Here is a 19,658-nt window from a genome sequence, read left to right on the forward strand (position 1 = left end):
TAGCAATAGGCTCATAGTCCTATTGCTAAGGGAAACAACAAAAGTGATAACGCCTGAGTGGAGCCTTATTATTACTTCGTAGGTGTATCTTCGGCCATTTTCTCTAGGTATCGCTCAACAGCCGGATAGTATTTTTCGGGTATCCCCCGCCCTTCGCGATAGTCTTGAAGCAAGAAAAACAGCTTTTTCTTAGAGTATCTCCTGAATGTCAGGGGGCTGAGCACTAACCCCGGTGCGCTGACAGCTAGGCCGGCCAAGCCGATGGCCTCTACAGCTAGATTGCCGGCAGGCAGCAAAAACACCGAGCCAAATACGGCTGCCGAACCGGCAGCAATCACCAAGCTGCGGCGGGCACTACGGCGTTGTGAGAAAAAGAAACGGACTAGAGCCTCGGCGCTATCAGGCGCAGCAGCCAGCCGAGTATGTGTCACAAAGGCATCCTCTTGCCAACGGCGGTAATTTTCTTGACTTTCGGCTTGAGCGCTCATATTGAGCGGAGCAGTAAAAAAAACAAGGGTCAAAACAAACCATAAGCTGTGTCTGTGCATATCAGTTGGGGGTGAAGTGTCGTTGAATGTTTCAAGAGTTAAACCCAGTAGAACCGAGTTGGGAAATTGATGGTATGCGCATCATATGAATCTTGTGATAAAACGGACGCTGTCGCAGTATCGTATCCAGACCCGATGCCTTGGAGGGGCAAGTTATCAAAACTGTGGCTTATCTCCCATATTTGCTGTACCTTTACAGCACTCCACATACCTTTTTGCTTTTAGCTTATGTCTGTAGTTGTCAGTGCGCTTAGTAAAATTTACGGCCAACAACATGCCGTCAACAATATCTCTTTTGAAGTCAAAAGTGGTGAAATTGTTGGTTTTTTAGGCCCTAATGGAGCCGGCAAATCAACCACTATGAAGATTGCCACCGGCTATTTATCGCCCAGCTCAGGAACTGTCTCCGTACAGGGCTATGATGTCCGTACACATGCCATGGATGTACGGCGTAATATCGGCTACCTACCCGAGCACAACCCGCTGTACTTGGAGATGTATGTCAAAGAATATCTCCGCTTTATTGGTAGTTTGCACCAGTTACGGGGGCAACACTTGAGGCAGCGCGTGACCGAAATGATAGACATTTGTGGCCTTGGTCGTGAGCAACACAAAAAAATAGGTGCGCTCTCCAAAGGCTACCGTCAGCGTGTGGGCTTGGCACAATCGCTCATCCACAACCCTCCCGTATTGGTGTTGGATGAGCCTACTACCGGCCTAGACCCTAACCAAATTTTAGAAATCAGGCAACTCATCAAAACCATCGGCAGGGAGAAAACGGTGATTTTTTCGACGCATATCATGCAAGAAGTGCAGGCTATCTGCCAACGAGCCGTGATTATTCATCTAGGCCAGATTGTGGCCGATGATACTGTAGAAAGCCTGCGCCGCCAACAAGGACAAACCCGCCTACACCTAAAACTGGAAGCGCCTGTGGCCCTCAGTACTTGGCACAGCCTGCCACCTATTGCCGAAGCCCAAGAGCACAGCCCCGGACACTACACGCTCACCTTACAGCCTGATGCCGCTGCCGCTACAATCTCTAGGATTGCCGCCCAACAAGGCTGGGTTATTTTGGAAATGCAGCAAGAGCAGCAAACCCTAGAACACGTATTCCAAGCGCTTACTCAAACAAATACACCCTAAGGCCTTGAGAGAAAGGCAGGCAGAACGTCAAGCGCGATACTGGATATTTTCTAAGAAGTCGGTTAAGTCAATACCAGTACAAAGAATCTCCGAAAAACGCACAAAACCGCTGGCGTTTGCTTCTGCTTTGTGTTTATACCAAGATGCACAAGATTTGAGGCTTCACATCCCAAACCAATTTTGATTGGGTATCAATCAATGAGGATACCAATCTGCCACGCCTACGATATGGCGTTTTGGGGGCAGCAACCCGAATACAACAACCCTATTCGGAAAAGGGTGTTTTTTTTGTTTATTTTGCAGGGCTAATCATTTTGCAGACACTATCTAAGGGATATGAATATCGAGCAGTCTCTCCAAGCAGCCATTGCGCAAGGGCTGATGGATTGTTTTGGGCTACAAGCCGCCGCTGAAGAAATGGTACTACAGGCCACCAAAAAAGAATTTGAGGGAGCCTACACCTTTGTTACTTTTGGCTACAGCAAGCAACTACGGCAGCGCCCCGATGCGGTGGCTGAGCAACTGGGGGCTTATCTGAAAACCAACAGCGCCCTTGTGGCAGACTACAACGTGGTGAATGGCTTTCTGAACCTCGTCATCAGTCCGGAGGCTTGGGTCAACACACTGTATGCGCTGTTGCCGCAGCCACGCATTGGGGTAGTGCCCGCCAAGGGGCAACGGGTGATGGTGGAGTTTTCGTCGCCCAATACCAACAAACCCTTGCACTTGGGGCACTTGCGCAACAATTTCTTGGGAGACAGCATCGCCCGTATTTTAGCAGCCGATGGCTACGAAGTGGTCAAGGCCAACTTGGTCAATGACCGGGGGATTCATATCTGCAAGTCGATGTTGGCCTATCAGCGCCTTGCTCAGGGCGAAACGCCCCAAAGCGCCGGGCTCAAAGGCGATAAACTGGTGGGTAAATACTACGTAAAGTTTGAGCAATCATTGCGCGAAGCGCTAAAGCCTATTCTGGAAGACATTGCCGAAGGGCGCAACACAGGGCTTTTCAATGCCCAAGAGTGGGAGCAGTTACAAACGCACCAACAAAAGCTCAACGACCTCGACCAAGCCTACCAACGTGATGTGGCCGCCTTGCCCGCAGACCTTGCTACACAGCTAGGCATAGAAGATGCTCCCGAAGGCTACAAAAACTTGGTGCGTGCTGCCGAACAGCTCTCCCTCAATGCCGAGCAAAAAGAGTTGCTCAAGCAGCTCAAGAAGGTAGTCAGCATAGAACAAAAAATCGCCGAGGTGAAGGGCGCTATCAAAGAAATAGCCCAAAACAAAACCGAATGGATGCAGGCCGCACAGGCCATGCTGCGCCAATGGGAAGAAGGACACCCCGAAACCGTAGCCCTCTGGAAGCAGATGAATGGCTGGGTGTATGAGGGCTTTGCCCAAACGTATCAGACAATAGGTATCAGTTTTGATAAGGTTTATTACGAATCTGACACCTATTTGCTGGGTAAAGACATTGTGGCCGAAGGGTTGGAGAAGGGCGTGTTTTTCCGAAAAGACGACCAATCGGTCTGGATAGACCTCAGCGCCGACAAGCTCGACGAAAAGCTGGTGTTGCGTGGCGATGGCACCTCGGTATACATCACCCAAGATATGGGCACGGCAGAGCTCAAATACCAAGACTATGGCGTAGATAAGTCGGTCTATGTAGTGGGCAGCGAGCAAGAGTACCACTTTACGGTGCTCTTCAAGATACTCGAAAAGCTAGGCCGCCCCTATGCGCAGGGCTTGTACCACCTCTCGTATGGGATGGTAGATTTGCCCTCGGGCAAGATGAAGTCGCGCGAGGGTACGGTAGTAGATGCCGACGACTTGGTGCAGGAAATGGTCAATACCGCTGCTGAGCGTACCGCTGAGCTAGGCAAGGTGGCCGATTTCAGCCCCGAAGCCCTCCAAAAGCTCTACCTCCAACTGGCGCTGGGAGCGCTGAAGTACTTCTTGCTGCGGGTAGACCCCAAGAAGCGGATTTTGTTTAACCCCCAAGAGTCTATCGACTTTCAGGGCAACACAGGGCCGTTTATCCAATACACCTATGCCCGTATCTCGGCCTTATTGCGTAAAGCTACCCAAGACCAAACAGACTATCAAGCGCCGGTATCAGTGGTTATCAGCGATACCGAGCAAGCCCTGATACAGCTTTTGAGCGCCTTCCCGGCCAAAATCAGCGAATCTGCTGCAGCATATGCGCCTTCATTGATAGCCAATTATGCGTATGAGGTAGCCAAAACCTATAACCACTTCTACCACGAAAGCCCTATTTTCAAGGCAGAGAGTGCCGAACTGATGCGCTTCCGCTTGGCGCTGACAGCCCTCAGCGGGCGTGTTATTTATGAAGCAATGACACTGTTAGGCATTGGTGTGCCGGAGCAGATGTAGCCCCACCCATACTATGGACTTATTCCAGCCCAACACTGACCATCATTTGCCTTTGGCAGAACGGATGCGCCCACGTAAGCTCAGCGAGTTTGTAGGCCAAACACACCTCACTGCCGAGGGTAGCCCTATTGCCCAGTGGCTGGAGCGACAGCAAATCCCTTCGATTATTTTGTGGGGGCCGCCGGGAGTAGGCAAAACCACACTCGCCCGATTGATAGGAGAACACCTTCAGGTGCCCTTTTTTACTCTTAGCGCTATCAGTGCGGGCGTGAAAGAGGTGCGGGAAGTGCTCGAAAAGGCACGCCGCGCTCCCGGCAGCCTGCTCTTCATCGATGAGATACACCGCTTCAACAAAGCACAGCAGGATGCCCTCTTGGGCGCTGTAGAACAAGGGCTTATCAAGCTGATTGGTGCTACTACCGAAAACCCCTCTTTTGAAGTCATCTCAGCCCTACTCTCCCGCTGTCAGGTATATACACTACAGCCCCTGAGCGAGGAAGTATTGCTGGGCTTATTAGAAAAAGCACTTCGTACCGACCAATACTTACAGCAATATACCATAGAGCTGGCCGAAACGGAGGCGTTGCTACAACTCTCAGGCGGAGACGCACGCAAACTACTCAACTTATTGGAGATGGTGGTATTGGCTTTAGCCCCTGCCGAGCCTATACAGATTAGCAATGCTGCTGTACAGCAAATCGCCCAACAGCGTAGCAGCCGCTACGATAAAAACGGTGAGCAACACTATGACATCATCTCGGCCTTCATCAAATCTATCCGAGGGAGCGACCCCAACGCGGCGATTTATTGGCTGGCACGTATGATAGATGGAGGCGAAGACCCAAAGTTTATCGCTCGAAGACTGCTTATATCCGCCTCCGAAGATATTGGCAATGCCAACCCTACGGCCTTGGTGTTGGCTACCAATTGTTTTCAGGCCGTAACAATGATAGGGTATCCCGAAGCAGAGATTGTATTGGCTCAAACAACCACATATCTGGCTGCCTCCCCCAAGAGCAATGAAAGCTACAAAGCTATCAAACAAGCCCGCCAACTGGTGCGCCAGACCGGCGACCTGCCCGTACCACTACATTTGCGCAACGCGCCCACCAAACTAATGAAGCAGGAAGGCTATAGCAAAGGCTATGAATATTCGCACGAGTATCCCAAACGCTTTAGCCCCCAAGAGTATATGCCTGAAACCCTTAAAAATACCAAACTTTTTGAGCCCGGTGAAAGCCCTATGGAGGCCGAAATGCGCCGATTCTTGCAAGAACGATGGCAAGAAAAATATGGCTATTAAGAAGAGTACGGGCAAGTAAAATCGGTATAGTGAAAGTTTTTATCAAAAAAATCATATCAAAAGCCTAAGTTAGGAGAAATACTTGGGCTTTTTTTGATAATCTAGCCTCTAGGAGGTAATTTTGTCCGTTTTTTGACAATTACATCGCAACTTATCTTCAAACTTAACTTATACAAGTACTGTGGATTTATTTGAAAAATTTAAGAAAAGTAGGGGTCCGCTTGGCGAACACGCAGACAAAGCGCATGGGTATTTTACCTTCCCAAAACTAGAGGGGGAGATTAATCCACGCATGCAGTTTAGAGGAAAAGAAGTACTCACTTGGAGTTTGAATAATTATCTTGGCTTAGCCAACCACCCCGAAATCCGTAAGGTCGATGCCGATGCTGCCGCGCAGTGGGGAATGGCCTACCCAATGGGAGCGCGTATGATGTCGGGCAATAGCCGCTATCACGAACAGTTAGAGGCTGAGCTGGCCGAGTTTGTACAGAAAGAGGACTCGATTTTGCTCAACTTCGGCTACCAAGGCATTGTGTCTATTGTAGATACCCTGCTCGACCGCAAAGATGTGGTAGTGTATGACTCTGAGTCACACGCTTGTATCATCGATGGCTTGCGCATGCACCTTGGCAAACGCTATGTATTCCCACACAACGACATTGAGAACTGCGAAAAGCAGCTCGTCCGCGCCACCAAAATGGCTGAACAAACCGGCGGCGGTATCCTCGTGATTACCGAAGGAGTGTTTGGTATGTCGGGCGCTATGGGTAAGTTGAAAGACATCATTGAGCTGAAAAAGAAATATAACTTCCGCCTCTTGGTAGACGACGCGCACGGCTTCGGTACTATGGGCGCTACCGGCGCAGGTACTGGCGAAGCCCAAGGTATCCAAGACGGTATCGACGTATACTTCTCTACCTTTGCCAAGTCGATGGCCAGCATCGGAGCCTTTGTGGCTGCTGACCGCGATGTGTGTAACTATATGCGTTACAACCTACGTTCGCAAATTTTTGCCAAATCACTCCCTATGCCCTTGGTAATCGGGGCTTTGAAGCGCCTCGAAATGCTCCGCAATATGCCCGAATTGCGCCAAAAACTATGGGATGTGGTCAATGCGCTCCAAAGCGGCTTGCGCGATATGGGACTAGACCTCGGCAAGACAGAGTCGCCCGTAACGCCAGTGTTCTTACAAGGGGGAGCCGAAGAAGCCACAAACTTAATAGTAGACCTGCGCGAAAACTTCCGCATCTTCTGTTCAGTAGTAGCCTATCCTGTAGTACCCAAAGGAGTGATTATGTTGCGCCTTATCCCAACAGCCTCACACAGCCTGGCTGATGTAGAAGAAACCCTCAAGGCTTTCCGCGCCGTTTTGCCCAAACTCAAAGCAGGCGAATACCGAAAAGAGATACCCGCTGGTCTAGCAGAGGGAACTTTTTAGGTAAAATTTCTGCCCAAGCCAAGGTTAGCGAAAGAAAAAAGCGTAAATATGTGAAAATATGTTGCCTGAAGGCTTATATTTGGGTTATTACGCATAGTTATTGCTAATTGCTAACAAAAAACTTCCGTTCATTCACACTAAACAAAAAGTACCATTATGAATCGATTTGAACAAATTCGTGACCTCGTCATGAGTCTTGAAGGTGACTTCGACAAGTTCTACTCTAAGAACAATCAAGCTGCCGGTACGCGAGTGCGTAAAGGGATGCAAGACCTCAAAAACCTTGCTCAAGAAATCCGCCTCGAAGTTCAAGAAATCAAGAACGCCCAAGAGAAAGCTAGCTAACTTTAGGATTGTTTTGAAACACTCGAAAACCTCTTATTAATCTAATAAGAGGTTTTTATGCTTTGTTTTTCCCTCCCATAAGACCATCAATATGAGACAAAAAATAGTAGCCGGCAACTGGAAAATGCACAAAACCCTTGAAGAAGGGCAAAAACTAGCCTCAGAGGTAATTCATATGGCTGCCTCGGAGCACCTCCCCAATGTTCATCTGATTTTGGCTACGCCATTTATCCACCTCGGCGCTGTAGCACGCTTGTTGCCTCAAAACAGCAAGGTGTCCTTGGCCGCCCAAAACTGCCACCACTTAACCGAAGGAGCGTATACTGGGGAAGTATCGGCCAAAATGCTCCAAAGTATCGGGGTATCCTATGTCTTGATAGGCCATAGCGAGCGCCGAAGCTATTTTCACGAAGACCACCACTTAATAGCCCAAAAGGTGAAAGCAGCATTGGCAGAGGGGCTAACCCCCATTTTCTGTTGTGGCGAAACCCTCGAAGCCCGTGAAGCTGACAACCATTTTGAAGTCGTAGGCCAACAGCTCCTAGAAAGCCTCTTTGACCTCAGCCCCGAGCAGATGCAGCAGGTCGTCGTCGCATATGAGCCTGTTTGGGCGATTGGTACCGGGCGAACCGCCAGCAGCGACCAAGCTCAGGAAATGCACGCCTTCATCCGTCAAAGCATCGCCAAACAATATGGAGAAGCCTCTGCCGCTCAGATATCAATTCTTTATGGGGGAAGCTGCAAGCCTTCAAACGCCGCAGAGTTATTTGCTTGCCCTGATGTAGACGGAGGCCTGATTGGAGGCGCATCACTCGTAGCCCGCGATTTTATAGATATTGCCAAAGCGCTGTCTTAGTGTTTGTTGTTTGAGGCCAAGGTTGAGGTTTGATGGATGATTCAGCGTTGTTTTTCCATTACAGCTCATCCTTGGTCAGGCGCAGCTCGGTCAATAGCGTTAGGTAATACTGCTCCCATTGCGCTTCTGTACCTTGCGTTTTCTGGCCATAGACGATGATTTCGATACGGAATGCTTGATGATAAAAAATCAGGAATTGCTGCCATCCACTACTATGGTGTATTTGGTATTCGAGCGCTACAAGCGATTGGTTTTGTAGGCCGTCGAGCGTGGTAAAAGTAAGCCGTTTGGCCTCAGCAGGCAGGTTTTTGGGGATACGCTCTCGTTTGATAGCGTTCCGTTCTTGGCGGAGGGCTTTGGGCAAATGTTTTTGCGCTTTTATAGAAACCGTAGCCCAATAGTTTAGGTGTGCGGTAGTGTTAGGATTGATAGGAAACTCCGCTGTCGGGCTTACCAAAAGCAAGCCTGTTGGGGCATCAAAAAAAGACTGTTGTGCCCAAGCGGGCAACAATACAAGGCTCCAAAAGCAGAGCACCAAGAGGAGAGTGCGTATCCAGTACATCACGGTTCTTGTACTTCTTGGCTGATGATTAAGCCCTGAATCTGCTCATATTGGCTATCTACGATAGTTTCGGCCAGCAATACGGCATCTTCTAGCTCAATACGGTTCATCAAATTTTTGGCAATATATATCGCCACCTGGCCATTGACAGCCTCTAGGTTGTAAATAGGGTGTTGCTCAATGGCATTGACAAGCCTAGGGTTAAAAAACTGATAAATACCCTCTTTGTCATTGCCCTTGAGTCTATAACCGCTGAGGGTTGTGAGATAGCTATCGGCTTCGTCCTCTTCCTGTTCTATAGGCTGAAAGAGGCTGATTTGTTTGAGCAGGGATTCTTTTTCGAGGAGGAAGTCGGGCACTTCTAGCGGCAAATCCTTTACAGAAAGCACCGATATCTTTAGGTTTTGCTCACTTAGGCGCATTCCTTTGGACAAGAAAAGCTCCGAAAACTCGATATTGACCTCTCGATATTTTTTACGAAACTTATTTTCCCTGTATTTGATTTCATATCCGGCGGCAAGCCTAAAGGCTTGTAGCTGAACACCATCGTAGGTTAGTTGTGTACGTAGCTTAGCATTGTTGATGGTGGCTACCCCCCAAATATCTGCTTGGTGAGAGGTAAAGGTAAACACTTGTTTGCGTTTGAAGTAGTCAATGGTCTGGTCATAAAGTCGTGTCAGAATAGACTTTTTGCCTGTGCTTCCTTTTTTGGGTACACTTGGCTTTTCAGGTTTGATGCGGGTTGCCAGCGGGTTAGACGATACAGAGAGGTGGTCGTCTAGTCCTTGCAACTCTATGCCTTGGCTTTTGGGGTTGAAGTTGTTGGCGTGGTTATAAATCAGCTCCATAAAGTTGTAATCTACTACGGGGCTGCGCGCACAGTCGATATAAATAATACCGGTAGGCGATATTTTTTTGATCATCCGCTCTAGGTAGGGGAATATGGTTACCACGGCAGCAGAGCGAATTTTGATGGCATTCCGTTCTTGGCTGTACGAAATCAGCTTGGCCTCTGGTATAAAAAGCGTCTTCAGGCTTGCACCCCAAAACAAGTATACCATCAGATAGACCAAGAGGCCGCAGCCAATGCCCCACAAGACACCGCCAAATATGGTAGCCAAGGCCGTTACTACAAACAAGAGTAGCTGCTCAGTGCCTAGGCGATAGATATTGCCGATTAAGCGGGGCGAATTGAGGCGGTAGGCCGTGTAAATCATTACTGCCGCCAAGGCGGCTTTGGGGATAGCATAGACCACAAACAAGAGGCTGGCAGAAAGTGCCAAAAACAGCCCCATCCAAAAGCCCGACCAACGGGTTTTTGCCCCACTATTGACGTTATTGATACTGCGGAGCATCACCGTAATCATTGGCAGCGCGCCAATAAGCCCACAAACGACATTGCCCAGCCCAATAGCAATCAGCTCACGCCGAAGATTGGATTTGCGCCGGTATTGGTCAATGGCATCAATAGCTTTGAGGTTGGTGATGGTTTCGAGGCTGCCCACCAAAGCAAATACCAAGGCATAGAGCAGGGAGCGTGTCTGGAAAACCTTGCTGAAGTCGGGCATAATGATGACCGACAGCCAGTTTTGAGGCATTGGCGCAAGGAGGTGCTGGCGCTGCTCGTCGTTGGGTAGGTCAAAATAAATAGCCAGACCAGTCCCTATCAGCAAAGCCATAAAGGGAGTAGGCACGAGCTTGGCTAGTTGTGATTGGAAGGTCAAGGAAGAAAACAAGACCAAGCAAGTAACCAAGCCTATACTCAGGGCGGCCAAATCGAGCTCATACAGCGCCTGCGGCAGCAGCAAGAGCAACTCGTAGAAATAGTAGCTGCCTGTATCGCTACCCAGCAAATAGTGTAGTTCGTGGACAATGACCAACACCCCTACCGCAGAGAGTACCCCATAGGTAACTGCTTCGGGAATGATTTTGAGCCAGTGATAAATAGGTAATAAACCAAAAATGATTTGTATTATCCCTGCGGCCACGATGACGGCCAGGGTATAGGACAGCCCCGTGCTCCAGTGTCCGTGGCCTAGTTGGTGAATCGCCAAAAACAGAAAGGGCATATAGGCGGTCGTGGGACCTTTGATGCCCAAGGAACTGCCACCAACAAGGCTGATTAATAAGCCTCCCACCACCGCAGTTAGGATACCCGACATCAAGGGGAAGCCTGAAGCAAAGGCAATGCTCAAACAAAAAGGAATGCTCAGAAAAAAAGTGATAAGTCCGGCATACATATCTGCGCGTAAATATCTTCTGAGACCTATAAGGCCCTCACGGGGGTATTTTTGTTGGCTTATCTCCATACAATCAAGCAGACCCGACAGCACTCAAAAGGCTCAAAAAAAGCCTTAAAGCCCTGATAAGGGTAGATTTAGCGATAGGGGTGTCAAAATTTTAAAGTAAATATACGTGCTTTTGGGTATTGGGGAACAGCTTTGGCTAAAGTTTTTCTCCCCAACACAAGTTCTGGGCAATATATAGCAAGAAGTTGGCCGAACCCCTCCCAAAGACCCCAAAAATTCGTTAAAACTGCTGCTTATATCGACAAAAGGCAAGATGTTTTAGGTGCTTTGATGGCTCAGCAGCCTATGGATAAAATCCTCAAATTGGTGTGCGGTTGTGAAGTTGCGGTCTTGATAAGTGGTATTGAGTACTTTGAGGTAGGAGGGTTGGCCATCTACGTGAACATACTCTAGGGTAACATTGCCATATTGTTGCTCTACCACTTTGGCCTCTGTAAGCACAAAGGGGGGCTTTAGATAATACTTTTCTACCACCTTTATTGTCCCACCGTCTTGCCATATACGTTCCGAGGCTTTGACTTGGTAGCCCCATCCTTGAATTGTTTGTTTGAAATATTCCAACAAGTGTAACAATGTTTTGGCAGGCATCCGCTTGGTATCATACATCACCGCAAAGCCGTTGGCAGTATGTGAGCGGAACAGGTGTATGCGCGGGAAGTCTTCCAAGTCCTTTTGTGCCAATCGATATACCCTCAGAATCTCTGCGACCCATTGTTGAGGGGCAGCCGTTTGTAGCCAGTCTTGGTACAAGGCCTGCTCCTTGGGGCTGCGTTTGAGCAGGGTTTTTTCATAAGCCGCACGCTGCGGGGCTTGGTCTCCAAAAACACGGTGCCATACTTGTTCCCAAAAATTAGCCATATTTTTTTGATTAGATAACAGTACTTCGACACCAAAATACTCCACGGCAGTCAAAATCATCGATGAATGATAGCCCCCACTTGGTTTTAGTACAGAAGCCCAATCGGGTAATGAAGTGTTGGCGGTATATAGCCACACTACCCCAATAAACCCGCCGTTGGGGCGACTTGTTTGTATGGCCAAAAGATGATTTTGCAAAAATAAGGCAAGCCTTTGAGGCTGCGACAGAAAATCCTACTAAAATCTGACAAAGACCTTGAGATTAGGAGGTAATTCGTATATTTGCGAGATTTTAAAAATCCACACAATTCTCAAACGCATCCAAACGTAAGTACTTTTACAACAAAGTTGAGGCCACCTAGAGGCCTAGCCTTGTTGGTCTCGAAACACACATAGTGATATGGCTATTATTAACAAAATCAGAGAACGCTCCGGCTTGGCTATCGGCGTAATTGCCGTGGGGCTAATCCTTTTTATCGTGGGAGGCGACTTGCTAGGCCCCAACTCAATGCTCTTAGGCACAGGCCGCCAAGTGGTGGGCAGTATCGCCGGCAGTGATGTATCCCTCGAAGAGTTTAACCAAGAGCTAGAAATGCTCAAGCAAAACTTTGCCCTACAAACAGGCCAAGCGCCCAGTGAAGAGCAATCGACTTTTTTGCGTGAGCAGGCTTGGAACACCCTCGTATACAACCGTATTTTTTTGGATGAGTTCAAAAAAATCGGCATCAAAGTAAGCGATGATGAGCTAGGAGAGATGGTGCAAGGCGATGACCTCTTCATTCACCCCGAAATTCGGCAGCAATTTTCTGATAGCAATGGTGTGTTTCAGAAAGACCAGCTCATCGGATTTCTTCAAAACCTCGATCAGTTCCCGCCTGAGCAACGCCTTGCATGGAAAAATTTTGAAGAAAACCTCCGCAATGACCGCCTACGTACCAAATACGAAGCACTCTTCAAATCATCAGTATATGTAACACAAGCTGAAGCCAAGCGCGAATACGAAGCGCAAAACACCAAGGCCACGGCTACTTATGTACACATACCCTATAGCAGTATCCCTGATACAGCAATCACTATCACAGACAAAGACCTAGAGGTACACCTAAAGGCAAACTTCAAACGCTATCAAGACCGCGCCACCGAAACGCGCAGCCTTGCTTATGTGGTGTTTGATGTAGCTCCTTCTACCGAAGACAGCCTTGCCCTATACCAAGAGCTGCGCCAAATGGCCAAGGCACTTGCTACTGCCGAAGACGATTCGGCCTTTGTTCAGGCGCAGACCGAAGGCAACACTATCCCGTTTGAGTATGTAAGCCCTGACAGGCTGCCAAGCGTGTTTTTTGACAAAAACACCACACTCCTCAAAGGAGGTGTTTATGGGCCATTTGTAGAAAATCGCAACAACTTCAAAATCTTTAAAGTAGCCGACACCAAAGAAGATAGCATAGATTATGTTCGTGCCAGCCACATCTTGGTCAAATGGGCAACCCCCGACGAGGCCGACAAGAAAAAAGCCCGCCAACGCGCTGAAGAGCTGTTGAAAGAAATTCAAGAAGGCGCTGATTTTGCCGAAATGGCGCGCAAACACGGCACTGATGGCACTAAGGAAACTGGAGGCGACCTCGGCTTCTTCAGCCGTGGCCGTATGGTGAAGCCCTTTGAAGATGCGGCATTCAGTGTGAACGAACCCAGACTACTACCCAATATTGTGGAAACAGACTTTGGCTATCATATTGTCAAAGTAACGCACCCCAAAACGCGCACTAAATACAAACTCGCCGTAGTAGAAAAAATCCTAGATCCTAGCGAAGCCACCAACGACGAGGCCTACCGCAAAGCCGAGCAGCTAGCCAGCAACGTAACGAATCTCGCCCAACTAGAGGCAGAAGTTAACAAAAACCCTGCGCTTGTATTGCTCAAAGCAGAGCGCCTGCCTACATCGGCTAATAATATCAATGATATCAGTGACGCACGCGCTATCATCCGCTGGGCTTTCAATGATGCCAAAGTAGGAGAGGTATCAGAGGTGTTCGAGATGCGTGAGCAAAGCAAATACATCATTGCTGCCCTCACCGGACGTACCGCCGAAAAAGAGCCTAACATCGAGTCTTTCCGCGAAGAGCTGACCGCCGAAGTGCTCAAAGAGCGTAAAAAGATGCAAATTATAGCCAAACTGCAAAACACCAAAGGCGACCTCGATGCCATTGCCAAAGCTTATGGCGCAGGCGCAGCTATCGGCCAAGCCGACGAGCTGACACTGGCCTCGGGTAGCTTGGGCAACACCGGCCTCAACCCACGTGCTATCGGCACTATCTTCGGGCTCAAGGAAAATACCAACAGCCAGCCTATTGCTGATGAATCAGGCGTATTTGTGTTGCGCCCTATCAAGTTTGTCAAGGCTTCCGAAATTGCCGATTACTCACAATATAAATCGCAGCTACAGGAAGTGCAGCGCGCACAGACTTCTTTCAAAGCCACAGGGGCTGTGCGTGAGGCGGCTAAGATTAAAGATCACCGTTATAAGTTTTTCTAACAGACCGCACACAAAAAAGGTTAATCAGTTCGATTAACCTTTTTTGTGTGCATCATTTTTGCGTATCTCCCCATACGCTCCGACTTCTCAAAGAACAGGTATTATGACAACCCCCACAGACCAATCCCCCAAATACAAACGTGTATTGCTCAAGCTAAGCGGCGAAGCGCTTATGGGCGATAAAACCCACGGCATCGCCCCGGATATGCTCGAACAGTATGCCCTCGAAATCAAAAAAGTAGTAGAGTTAGGCATCGAAGTAGCCATCGTGATTGGCGGCGGCAATATTTTCAGAGGCATCAATGCCGTAGAAAGCGGCATAGATCGTGTACAAGGTGATTATATGGGGATGTTGGCCACGGTCATCAATGGCATGGCCATCCAAGCTACCCTCGAAAAACACGGGATGTATACCCGCCTGATGTCAGGTATCAAGATGGAGCAGGTGTGTGAACCCTTTATCCGCCGCCGTGCCGTACGACACTTGGAGAAAAAGCGTATTGTCATCTTCGGTGCCGGTATTGGCAGCCCCTATTTCACCACAGACTCCGCCGCCAGCTTGCGCGCCATCGAAATCGAGGCCGATGTAGTGCTCAAGGGTACTCGTGTTGATGGGGTATATACTGCTGATCCCGAGAAAGATGCTACTGCCACCCGATTCTCCAATATCTCCTTCGACGAGGTATACACCAAAGGACTGAATGTGATGGATATGACGGCCTTCACTCTTTGCAAAGAAAACGGCCTGCCTATCATCGTATTTGATATGAACAAGCCGGGCAACTTACTCAAAATCGTGAAAGGAGAAGACGTAGGTACACTCATCACGATGTAAGCCACACCAACGGATGCTTGTTAAATAGTGAAAACTTTTATTCACCCTCCAAACCAACACCACAAACATGGAAGAAGATATAAAATTCGTTCTTGATGACGCAAAAAGCACCATGCAGAAGTCTGTAGACCATACTGCCCAAGAGTTGACCAAAATCCGCGCTGGCAAGGCCTCTCCGGCCATGCTTGATGGAATCTTGGTGTCATACTATGGTACGCCTACGCCGCTGAACCAAGTGTCTTCGGTTACTACTCCTGACCCCCGCACTATCGCCATCCGCCCTTTTGAGCGCAACCTGATTAGCGAAATCGAAAAGGCAATTATCAACAGCGATTTGGGAATCACCCCCCAAAACGATGGCGAGAATATCCGCCTTACTATCCCCCCATTGACCGAAGAACGCCGCAAAACACTTGTAAAACAAGTGAAACAAGAAATCGAAAACGGTAAAATCAGTGTGCGTAATATCCGTAAAGATACCAACGAAAGCCTGCGAAAACTCCAAAAAGATGGAGCTGCCGAAGATGCAGTAAAACGCGCCGAAGAAAAGGTACAGAAACTGACAGATGAGTTTATCGCCAAAATCGATGAATTGTTTGCCAAAAAAGAACAAGAGCTGATGACCATCTAAGGTCTAAACGGTTAGGGCGTTTGCCAAACGAAAACCACCCCAAACTTGCTTGGGGTGGTTTTTTAGTGTTTGGCCAATGGCGTAATCTTGTTTGAGGCGACTTAGGTCATTGCTCAAAGTTTGGACTGAACTCAGAGAAAAGCGTAATTTTGTGTGGTCAATATTTCACCACACTCATTATTCGTCGGACGATGCAGTTTTCAACACCCACTCCCAAGGCTTTAGGCTATACTTTTCCTGCCGAATGGGCACCTCATGAGGCTACTTGGTTGAGTTATCCACACAACGAAGCCTCTTTCCCAGGCAAAATACACACCATCTATCCCGCTTATGGGGAGTTTGTCAAGGTATTGGCTCAGGGCGAGAAGGTATACCTCAATGTCAATGATGCGGCGATGGAACAACACGCCCGCCAAACTTTCGCCCAAGCCGGCGTAGATATGGAGCAGGTGTTTTTTTGTCAACACCCCACCAACGATGCTTGGTGTCGAGACCACGGGCCGGCCTTTGTCATCAACCCTAAGGCAGCGCAGCCCAAAATGATTGTAAACTGGAACCATAATGCATGGGGCGGGAAATATCCCTATGAGCTTGATACCCAGATTCCGCTACACGTAGCCCAATACCTCGACCTACCCGTACAGTCGCCCGGGATTGTGATGGAAGGCGGGGCAGTAGATTTTAATGGAGCCGGAACCGTACTGACAACCACTGCCTGCTTGCTCAACCCCAACCGTAACCCAACGCTTAGCCAGGCGCAAATCGAGCAGTACCTCTATGAGTTTTATGGTGTAGCGCAAGTATTGTGGCTTGGCGAAGGGATTGTAGGAGATGATACCGATGGGCATATTGATGACATCACGAGGTTTGTCAATGAAGATACGGTCATTACGGTGGTAGAACACAACAAACAGGACGAAAACTACGCATTGTTGCAAGAAAACCTAGCGGCGCTCAAAAAAATGAGACTGCACCACACCGGCAAACAGCTTAATATTGTAGAGTTGCCAATGCCAGCGCCTGTTATTTGGGATGACCAGCGCCTGCCTGCCTCATATGCCAACTTCTATATTGCCAATGCAGCAGTGATTGTCCCTACCTTTAACTGCCCGCAAGACCAAGTAGCCCTCGATTTGCTCTCGCAGTGCTTTACAGACCGACCAGTGGTAGGTATTGATTCTACAGAAATTATTTGGGGACTAGGGAGCTTCCATTGCCTCAGTCAGCAAGAGCCAAAGGTCTAAGAACTTGTTTAGAGCTTGTCTAAAATTTTCTTCATCGACACCAAAACACTGCTTTTTGGCTGCTACTTCGTTAAAAATGCTCTTCGTAGCGCACCCACGATTTTAATCGTGGGTAAGTATGTGTGCTGGAATCCTTGAGAATCAAGAAAATCAAATCCTGTAAATCCTCAAATCTTGTGAATCTTGATATAATTTGGCTTGGTTCAAAAGTATTGATTTGCAGCAGGCTAAAGCGCCAAAAACAAAAAAACGTGTTTCATATCGAAACACGTTTTTGCAAAAATAGCGTGTACTACACAATCAAATCAGCAAGTGATGTAGTGGCCTTAGTTGAGCACAGGCTTCAACACTTCGATAGTTTTCTTGACAGTGTCTTTAGCATCGTCGATGGTAGGCATCTTCAACACAGAAGGCTTGGTAGCTTTCTCCATCCATTCGCCATAGATTTCTTTTAAGTTTTCTTGCGCTTTTTTCACATTATTGCTCAAAAGGTCAGAAGCTTCACTGATAGACTTGCTGCGGGTGAGGGCTTTGGCAAGCTCCAACCAGCTTACGAGCAATTCTTCTTGTGCATTGAGGACTTCTTTTACGAAAGCAGGTGCAGAATCAAAGTTTACTTGTTCTTTGATTTTGGCTACAGCCTCAGTAGTGATGGCTTGGTTTTTATCAAACCACTCATTGAGGATAGCTGCAGAGTGCTCAAGGGCATTCTCTTTGCCCATTACTTCGCGTACTTTCTTGGTGCTTTCTACGAAGTTTTCAACTACCTTCTTTTGGATTTCAGTGTAGTCTGTGGTGATTTCTTTTGTACTTTTCATAGGAATTAGGGTTTGGGTTAATGTTTGATACAAAGATAATGAAGAAAAAAGTAGTTTAAACTTTTTTGATGGATAAAATCATAAAAACATCTCATAAATGGCTATGATTTATATAATTGCTAAGGCTAATTGTATTTTTCACATAATAGTCGTGTCTTTGTCTTGAGTTTTTGCGTGTTTTTGGTAATTATTAGGAATGCAGAATATATTGTTTTTTGTATGTGGCTGTTTATGGTTCATATCCGTAATAGTACAAGCCTTTATTGGAATAGTTCATTTTTAAGCAAAATAGCTTTCGTACCTTTGCAAGGCCTTAGCATAGTCTTTATGAATGCATACACAGTTTTATCGGTGTTCGGTTTTGTTTCTCTTTGGGGTTACTCTTGGTGGGTGATATGGTACTCCATTTTTTTAGGTTTTTGGGCATTGCTGTATGTCTTGGCCTTGGTCTGGATGCGGCGCTTATGGTTTCGGGAGGCCAACGGCGGATCTGTGGCCATATTGCCGGAGGCCTTACCTACGGTGAGTGTCGTGATTGTAGCCCGCAATGAATCAGCCAACCTGCCAGCCCTGTTTGAAGATTTGGCACAACAACAATACCCTGTTGAGCAGCTAGAAGTATGGCTGATAGATGATTACTCCGAAGACCACACCGCCGCCCTTGTGTGTCAATACCAAGAGCTGATGCCCTACACGCTCCATTATCGGCTGCTTCAAGGTGAGGCGACGCTATCGCCCAAAAAGCGGGGGATAGCCCAAGCCGTAAGCCAAGCGGCTGGAGAATGGATAGCCTGTACGGATGGCGACTGCCGCGTACCCCCGGCTTGGCTCTCCACGATGCTGTCTATAGGGCAGAGTCGACAAGCCCATTTTGTCAGCGGTGGGGTAGCATTTATTCTTGAGCGCCCCCTTTTCCGGCGGCTTCAGGCCTTAGAATTTGCGACCTTGGTGGGGGTGGGCGCTATTGGCGTGATGGGTGGCTTCCCACAAATGTGTAACGGAGCCAACCTGAGTTTCCGCCGGCAAAGCTTCGAAAGTGTTGATGGATATACAGGTTGGCAACATATAGCCTCCGGCGATGATGAATTTTTGATGCACAAAATGGCCAAGGCTTACCCTAAAGGGATTTGCTTTGCCCAACACCCTGCCGCTGTCGTACAGACCTATGCCCAAGCTACTTGGCATAGTTTTTTCCAACAACGCAAACGTTGGGCAAGCAAGTGGCCTCATTATCAAAACCCTGTGCCAAAAATATTGGCCTTTTTCATATTTATTGGGCACGCCATGGCCGTGTTGGCGCTAATTTTGTCGGTAATGCAACAGTATCCTTGGAAGCTTTTGATAGGCATCTGGGGGCTAAAATGCCTCGCCGAATTTTGGTGGCTGATGCCTATCCTTCGCTTTTTGAGGTTACAACCGCTAGCAGGATATATCCCGCTGTTGCAAATAATCTATCCGTTTTATGTATCTTTGTTTGGATTTGTTGCCGGCAAAGGTAAATACCAATGGAAAGGCCGTGCTTGGCAATGACACTAACCTAACCCCAAACACCCAAACACTAGCGCCTTTGTTATGAGCGACGAAGAATATGACCTGATGGCAGAGCTGTACTTTTTGCAGTCATTTGCCGACCTTACAGCTCAACTCGAATACCCCTCCCACATACTCCAACAAACCCTCAAAAACCTGTGGAGCAAAGGTTGGATTCGGTGTTATGTTACTGCGTCAGAAGAAATACTCGACGAAAGCCTAGTAGACCTTGACACAAAATTCGAATCATATTACTATATTGCTACCAAAGCAGGGTTGTTGGCCCACAACAGTCTATAAACCTA

General features: G+C 48.0%; 17 protein-coding genes. 12 read left to right on the forward strand and 5 right to left on the reverse strand.

Going from position 1 to position 19,658, the window contains the following annotated elements; genetic code table 11:
* Positions 1-71: 71 nt before the first annotated feature.
* Positions 72-548 carry a hypothetical protein gene (locus G499_RS0101210; RefSeq protein ID WP_026998428.1) on the reverse strand — a complete coding sequence of 159 codons (477 nt, stop codon included), beginning with the start codon at positions 546-548 and terminating at the stop codon, positions 72-74.
* A 228-nt stretch (positions 549-776) separates the two neighbouring features.
* On the opposite strand from G499_RS0101210, the gene gldA reads away from it, so the two are divergent.
* The 6 genes from gldA to tpiA all read left to right on the forward strand — a co-directional run bounded on the left by gldA (position 777) and on the right by tpiA (position 8,033).
* Positions 777-1,694 carry a gliding motility-associated ABC transporter ATP-binding subunit GldA gene (gene gldA / locus G499_RS0101215; protein ID WP_026998429.1) on the forward strand — a complete coding sequence of 306 codons (918 nt, stop codon included), beginning with the start codon at positions 777-779 and terminating at the stop codon, positions 1,692-1,694.
* Positions 1,695-2,030: 336 nt separating this feature from the next.
* Positions 2,031-4,091: an arginine--tRNA ligase gene (gene argS, locus G499_RS0101220; RefSeq protein WP_026998430.1), complete on the forward strand. Its 2,061-nt coding sequence runs from the start codon at positions 2,031-2,033 to the stop codon at positions 4,089-4,091.
* A gap of 13 nt (positions 4,092-4,104) precedes the next feature.
* The gene (locus tag G499_RS0101225) at positions 4,105-5,394 is read left to right on the forward strand and encodes a replication-associated recombination protein A (RefSeq protein WP_051295810.1); all 1,290 of its coding nucleotides are present in this window, start codon (positions 4,105-4,107) and stop codon (positions 5,392-5,394) included.
* A 181-nt stretch (positions 5,395-5,575) separates the two neighbouring features.
* The gene (locus G499_RS0101230; protein ID WP_026998432.1) at positions 5,576-6,832 is read left to right on the forward strand and encodes an aminotransferase class I/II-fold pyridoxal phosphate-dependent enzyme; all 1,257 of its coding nucleotides are present in this window, start codon (positions 5,576-5,578) and stop codon (positions 6,830-6,832) included.
* Positions 6,833-6,988: 156 nt separating this feature from the next.
* Positions 6,989-7,177, forward strand: a complete 189-nt coding sequence (locus tag G499_RS0101235; RefSeq protein WP_026998433.1) for a hypothetical protein — start codon at positions 6,989-6,991, stop codon at positions 7,175-7,177.
* 91 nt (positions 7,178-7,268) lie between these two features.
* On the forward strand, positions 7,269-8,033 hold the full coding sequence (tpiA, locus tag G499_RS0101240) for a triose-phosphate isomerase (protein ID WP_026998434.1): 765 nt from the start codon (positions 7,269-7,271) through the stop codon (positions 8,031-8,033).
* A 58-nt stretch (positions 8,034-8,091) separates the two neighbouring features.
* Here the strand turns inward: tpiA and G499_RS0101245 are convergent, their stop codons facing one another.
* The 3 genes from G499_RS0101245 to G499_RS0101255 form a co-directional block, all read right to left on the reverse strand.
* On the reverse strand, positions 8,092-8,595 hold the full coding sequence (locus G499_RS0101245; protein ID WP_026998435.1) for a hypothetical protein: 504 nt from the start codon (positions 8,593-8,595) through the stop codon (positions 8,092-8,094).
* Positions 8,595-10,904 carry a SulP family inorganic anion transporter gene (locus G499_RS0101250; protein ID WP_081413584.1) on the reverse strand — a complete coding sequence of 770 codons (2,310 nt, stop codon included), beginning with the start codon at positions 10,902-10,904 and terminating at the stop codon, positions 8,595-8,597. Before G499_RS0101250 ends, G499_RS0101245 begins: the two co-directional genes overlap by 1 nt.
* Positions 10,905-11,162: 258 nt before the next feature.
* Positions 11,163-11,960, reverse strand: a complete 798-nt coding sequence (locus G499_RS0101255) for a hypothetical protein (protein ID WP_154658269.1) — start codon at positions 11,958-11,960, stop codon at positions 11,163-11,165.
* Between the two features lie 202 nt (positions 11,961-12,162).
* On the opposite strand from G499_RS0101255, the gene G499_RS0101260 reads away from it, so the two are divergent.
* The 4 genes from G499_RS0101260 to G499_RS0101280 all read left to right on the forward strand — a co-directional run bounded on the left by G499_RS0101260 (position 12,163) and on the right by G499_RS0101280 (position 17,005).
* Positions 12,163-14,295 (forward strand): peptidylprolyl isomerase, encoded by a 2,133-nt coding sequence (locus G499_RS0101260; protein ID WP_026998438.1) that lies wholly within the window; start codon positions 12,163-12,165, stop codon positions 14,293-14,295.
* A gap of 103 nt (positions 14,296-14,398) precedes the next feature.
* Positions 14,399-15,130: a UMP kinase gene (gene pyrH, locus G499_RS0101265; protein ID WP_035726235.1), complete on the forward strand. Its 732-nt coding sequence runs from the start codon at positions 14,399-14,401 to the stop codon at positions 15,128-15,130.
* A 67-nt stretch (positions 15,131-15,197) separates the two neighbouring features.
* Entirely contained in the window at positions 15,198-15,761 is a 564-nt protein-coding gene (gene frr, locus G499_RS0101270; protein WP_026998440.1) for a ribosome recycling factor, read from the forward strand.
* Between the two features lie 191 nt (positions 15,762-15,952).
* Positions 15,953-17,005, forward strand: a complete 1,053-nt coding sequence (locus G499_RS0101280) for an agmatine deiminase family protein (RefSeq protein ID WP_026998441.1) — start codon at positions 15,953-15,955, stop codon at positions 17,003-17,005.
* Between the two features lie 326 nt (positions 17,006-17,331).
* On the opposite strand, the gene G499_RS0101285 is transcribed toward G499_RS0101280, so the two are convergent.
* Positions 17,332-17,823, reverse strand: coding sequence for a hypothetical protein (locus tag G499_RS0101285; RefSeq protein WP_026998442.1), 492 nt, complete (start codon positions 17,821-17,823; stop codon positions 17,332-17,334).
* A gap of 327 nt (positions 17,824-18,150) precedes the next feature.
* Here G499_RS0101285 and G499_RS0101290 point away from each other — a divergent pair, with 327 nt between their 5' ends.
* Both G499_RS0101290 and G499_RS0101295 read left to right on the forward strand, forming a co-directional pair.
* Positions 18,151-19,353, forward strand: coding sequence for a glycosyltransferase (locus G499_RS0101290; RefSeq protein WP_026998443.1), 1,203 nt, complete (start codon positions 18,151-18,153; stop codon positions 19,351-19,353).
* 42 nt (positions 19,354-19,395) lie between these two features.
* Positions 19,396-19,653 (forward strand): hypothetical protein, encoded by a 258-nt coding sequence (locus G499_RS0101295; protein WP_026998444.1) that lies wholly within the window; start codon positions 19,396-19,398, stop codon positions 19,651-19,653.
* Positions 19,654-19,658: the final 5 nt, after the last annotated feature.

It is taken from the genome of Eisenibacter elegans DSM 3317 (genome assembly GCF_000430505.1).
GTDB classification, from domain to species: Bacteria; Bacteroidota; Bacteroidia; order Cytophagales; family Microscillaceae; genus Eisenibacter; species Eisenibacter elegans.